Here is a 4,866-nt window from a genome sequence, read left to right on the forward strand (position 1 = left end):
TGGTGAGGCGCACGACGATCGGGGTGGCCCGCTCCCGGGCGGCCTCGTCGCTCTCGGCGACCAGGCAGAACCGTTCGATCCGGATGTCGCTGGCCTGCCCACCGTGCGCGGTGTAGAGCGCGACGCAGGTGGCGATCGACGCGGTCGTCGTCACCGCGGGCAGGACCAGCCGGTGGCGGCGGGTGGCCGCCCAGATGATCGACTCCTCCGAGCGTGGGGAGATCTCGATCGGTGGGTGCGGCTGCTGCAGCGGGATCGGGCCGACCCGGTACTGCGTGCCGTCGGCGGCGCTGCGGGTCCGGCCGCGCCAGTAGCCGAGCAGCGTGTCGAGGGCCTCGGGCAGATCGGCGGCGGCCGGCTCCGTGCCGCCGCGGTAGGCGGCGGCGTAGGCGTCCACCGGCCAGCCGATGCCGAGGATGACCCGACCGCCGCTGAGGTGGTCCAGGGTGGCGAGGTCGGCGGCGAGCTGGATCGGGTCGTGCATCGACAGGTGCAGCGCGGTGAAGCCGAGGCTGATCCGGGTGGTGGCGGCGGCGACCGCCGCGGCCAGCGGAATCGGCGACGGCCGGGAGGTCACCGTGCGGGAGCCGACGGAGCTCAGGTGGCCGTCGGTGAACCAGAGACTGTCATAGCCGAGGGTCTCGGCGATCCGGGCGAGTTCCACCGTGGAGGTGGCACCGTTACCGCCGAGATCGCCGCGTCCGCCGGGCAGGCCGAATCGCATCATCATGGTTGTGTCACTGCGCCGGGGGCGCGGCCCTTCCCGTCCAGAGGTGATTACCGGGAGCCGACCTGGAGGATCTGGTCGAGGTCGGCATCGGTCACCTGGTAGTCGAAGAACTTCTGGTAGAAGGAACGCGTCTCGGCGCGGATGTCGACATCCTTGAACAGGTCAGGGTGCAGCATCTTCGCGATCCACTGGATCTGCAGCGCCTCCTCGGGACCGAACCTTTCCCACGGGTAGAGACCCTGCGGGTTGAGGTAGACGCGGTTCGTCTGGACGGCCTTCAGGCTCTTCCAGCCCGGGGCCTTCTCGAACTCGCTGATCACCGACCGGGCGGTGTTCGCCGCGAGCCCCTGGTCACCACCGGGGGTCTCGACCACGAGCACATCCGGGTTCCACTGCAGTAGCTGCTCCATGGTGACGGTGACGTGGGTGCCCTTGACGCCGCTGGCGGAGTCCGTGCCACCACCGAGTTTGATCCAGCCGTCGATGAGGGACTTGCCGCCGTCCACCACCAGGGGTGGGTAGCTCGCGACATGCACCACGGTCGGTTTCTCGGTGTCCGGCAGACTCGCCAGCCGCGACTTCACCATCGCGAGCTTCGCGTTGACGTATTCCCCGTATGCCTTGGCCCGCGTCGCGGCTTCGCCGCCATAGACCTTTCCGGCCAGTTCGATGGACGGCACGAGCTGGTCGAAGGTGTCGAAGTCCATGTTCAGTGCGGGCAGCCCGGCCTGTTGGAACGGGGTGAGGGTGGCGCCGCCGTCGATCGTGGAAACGACGTCCGGCCTGAGTTTGAGCAGCTCCTCCATGTTCACCTTGCCGCCGCTGCGGAACAGCTCCGGCAGGTCGTTCACACCGGGGAACACCTTGCGCAGGAACGGAATCGTCTTGACGTTCTGCGGGATCGCCACGAGCTTCGGACCCACCCCGAGCATGATGTCGGTCACGGTATGGGCGGGGAACTGCTCGGCGATTCGGTTGATCCTGAGTGGGACGGTGACCTTCTCCCCGCTCATGGACGTCGCGACCTGCGTCGTGGGTGCGGCACTCGCGGCCGCGGACGGACCCGATGAGCCGGACGAGCCGCAGCCGGCGGCCAGCGCCAGCACCGCGGCGGCGGCTCCCAGGGCCAGTGGGCGGGAGCGCGTCAGGAGCGCTCCGGGCGTTGTCGAGGCCGCTGGCGCGGCCTGGCCGCGGGATACCGGACCCGCGGCGTCTCGGTGCCTGGCCGCTCGCGCGACGGTGTACCGGGAAAACAAGGTGGAGCCGGATGCCACGTCTTCGTCCCCCGAACGGGTGGATGCCGATGAAAGCAGAAGGTGAGTAACGCGACACTGACGGTGTGTCGCCATGCTGGGTGGCTGCGGGTCGGCGGACGGTGCTCCGGTGCACCTGAACTCCGCGAACGCGGATGGGATGCACTATAGACCCCGCATCTGCGTCTGTCACGCAGCCAGAGATCCTGATCTGCGGATATGGACACCAGCGTGGCTCTGTGTGCCCGGGAGGGTCACCGGGCGGAGCGTTTTCCTCGTCCAGCTTGACGAGTCACCGAGAGTATCGGGGGGTGGAGTAAGAAACTCCTGCTACGAAGGGAATTCTTGCCTAGAAGTTCGGTGTATCAGTGCCGCGACCGAAAAATTTTGCGCCTGGTTGTCGCGGTGCGTATCTGGACCTGAGAGTCCCTCACGTCACGTACCGATGTCGCGTAACAGTGGAGTTCCCGCGTTGACCGGGCGACGTAACCTGCGCCGGTCGGAACACGCACGCGATGTGATCCGCGTCCTGCCCGCGCGGGACAGGGCGATCCCACGTCCGGCCAGGCCTGGGACGCGCGCCCGGCCGAACGTGGGACGGGTACTCAGCCGAACGCGGGGGAGATGCCCCAGGAGCCGCCGAAGGACTCCGCGGGGGCCAGCGTGCGCAGCCCCGCACCGCTGTTGAACGCGTTCGCCGGGCAGGTCAGCGGCTCCACCGCGATGCTGCGCCGCCGCTGCGCCGGCCCCAGGGTGTCCGCGGTGAAGACCTGCAGATACCCCCAGGCCTCGTCCATCCACACCGTGAGCGCGTCCCCGCCGGGGACCGCGAGCACCGCCCGCGCCCGTCCATCCGGATCGTGGGCGAGATCGGTGTAGCAGGTGTCCAGCACCAGTTCGCCGATCGGACGGGCGCGGCGGAAGTCGAACGAGCCCACGGTGGTGCCGGCCGGGCCGCCGTCGACCGGGTGGGCGTCGACGGGGGCCGTGCCGGTGGGGATCAGGCGGTCGTCGGTGAGCAGACGGGTGGCGGCGGGGACGGTGAGCGTCACCTCGTCCGCGACCTCGGCGCCGCCGCCCAGGCCCGCGACCGCGAAGTACGGGTGCACGCCCAGGCCCACCGGGGCGGGGTCGGCGCCCACGTTCGTCGCCGTGAAGGTCATCGTCAGCCCGTCGCCGGCGAGCCGGTAGTCGGCGGTGAAGGCGATGGTGAACGGATAGCCGCTCTGCGCCCGCAGCACGAACGACGCGCGCACCGCGTCCGGCGTGGACTGCTCGAGCTGCCAGGCCGACCAGCGGACCAGCCCATGGCTGGCGTTGCGCAGCGCCACCTCGTTCAGCGCGAGCTGATAGGTGGAGCCGGCGAACGCGTAGCGCCCGTCGGCGATCCGGTTGGGCCATGGCGCCAGCAACTGGCCGCGGCCGCGACTGGCCATCGCGTCAAGCGGATAGCCATCCAGGACGTGCCGATCACCCACCTGGTACTCCCGCAGCCCCGCGCCGACCTCGGTGACGACCACCCGGGCGTCGCCGTGCACGAGCTCCGCCTGCCGTCCGGACGGCGCTACTGGCTGCATCAGGTCCTCCTTGACCGTGACCGCGTGCCTGACCTTGCCGCTGTGTCTGGTCACCAGTATTCGGGGTGCCACCGGCATCTGGCCGATGGCACCCCGCTACCGGGCGCCCGGACCGGTGGGTCAGAGCCGGTGGGTCAGAGCTGGGCCCGCAGGTGCCGGACGGGATCGCCGAGGCGATGGGCGAGGTCCGGGAACAGGACGAGGGCGTTGCGGCGCTCGATGCGGCGCCGGGAGACGGCGTTCAACGCCGGGTCGGCGAGCAGGGCACTCTGCGCGGCGAGCACCGTGTCCGCGGGCACGGCGTTGTAGTCCGAGCCGTACAGGATGTGCTCGGCGCCGATCGCGGCCAGCAGGCTCGGCGTGCTGTACGGCGACATGGGAGCGGCCGTGTCCACGTGGAAGCGGTGCAGTGCCGCCCGCAGCACCCCCGGGTCGACCCCGTAGCCGAACGCCTGACCAAGGTTCAGCCGCGCCGCCTGGAACGGCAGATATCCGCCGCCATGGGCGAGAATCCACTGGATGCGCGGATAACGGTCCAGATCGCCGCGCACGACCAGCTGGACGGCCGCGCGGGTCGTGTCGGCGAGAAAGTCGGCGACGAACGGCGGGATCGCCACCGACCCGGTCGCCGGAAGGTTGTACGGGTGGACGAGAACCACCGCGTCGCGCGCGTTCAGTTCGGCCATCATCGGCGCCAACACCGGATCGCCCAGATAGGTCAACCCGTCGTGCGCCATGAGCAGCACGCCGTCCGCGTGGAGCACGTCGTACGCCCGGCGGATCTCCGCCACCGCGATCTCCGGCGTCGCCCGCGGAATGCTCGCCAGCAGACCGAACCGGTTCGGCTGGGCACGGACCAGGTCGGCGAGTGCGTCATTGGCGATGCGGGCGAGTTCGGCGGCGAGCTCCGGCGTCGAGGTGAACTCGGCGGGAATCGCCGCGGACAGCAACGCCAGCTCGATCCCGGCCCGGTCCATCGTGTCGAGCGCGGCGTCCAGCGACCAGTTCGCGAACGGCGGCCCGCCTACCGGCGGCAACTGCCCATGTTCCACCAGCCATGCCTGCACCTGCGGCGGCATCGCGTGATGGTGTACGTCGATCCGCCCGCCCGCGGCCCCGCCGCCCTGGCCCAGTGCGGCGTCGCCGTCCTCCGTGGTGACGCCGCGGTCTGACAGGAATTCGCTGACCATGATTCCCCCGAATCTCCGTCGTCACCGCGTGACCGTTCTGCCGCGGTGACCTGGTCTCGGTACATCGTAACTGGGTACATCGTAACTGGTCAGGTAGCGCTTTGATCGTGGGTTAG

Annotated in this window: 4 protein-coding genes; all 4 read right to left on the reverse strand. The window is 69.8% G+C overall.

The annotated features are described in order from the left end of the window. Positions 1-730: LLM class flavin-dependent oxidoreductase (locus G6R24_RS18205; RefSeq protein WP_163550411.1), on the reverse strand; the 730-nt coding region annotated here is incomplete at its 3' end. A 47-nt stretch (positions 731-777) separates the two neighbouring features. Next, positions 778-1,743, reverse strand: a complete 966-nt coding sequence (locus G6R24_RS18210) for an ABC transporter substrate-binding protein (RefSeq protein WP_163550412.1) — start codon at positions 1,741-1,743, stop codon at positions 778-780. 845 nt (positions 1,744-2,588) lie between these two features. Then, entirely contained in the window at positions 2,589-3,560 is a 972-nt protein-coding gene (locus G6R24_RS18215; RefSeq protein WP_163550413.1) for an aldose 1-epimerase family protein, read from the reverse strand. A gap of 134 nt (positions 3,561-3,694) precedes the next feature. Beyond that, on the reverse strand, positions 3,695-4,750 hold the full coding sequence (locus G6R24_RS18220) for an amidohydrolase family protein (protein WP_163550414.1): 1,056 nt from the start codon (positions 4,748-4,750) through the stop codon (positions 3,695-3,697). Between the last annotated feature and the right edge of the window lie 116 nt (positions 4,751-4,866).

This window comes from Candidatus Frankia nodulisporulans, from assembly GCF_902806475.1.
Classification (GTDB): domain Bacteria; phylum Actinomycetota; class Actinomycetes; order Frankiales; family Frankiaceae; genus Frankia; species Frankia umida.

Bases quoted from the DNA above. Each gene is read 5' to 3' on its own strand.
- G6R24_RS18210 (WP_163550412.1), bottom strand. From the start codon at position 1,743: ATGAGCGGGGAGAAGGTCACCGTCCCACTCAGGATCAACCGAATCGCC.
- G6R24_RS18215 (WP_163550413.1), bottom strand. From the start codon at position 3,560: ATGCAGCCAGTAGCGCCGTCCGGACGGCAGGCGGAGCTCGTGCACGGC.
- G6R24_RS18220 (WP_163550414.1), bottom strand. From the start codon at position 4,750: ATGGTCAGCGAATTCCTGTCAGACCGCGGCGTCACCACGGAGGACGGC.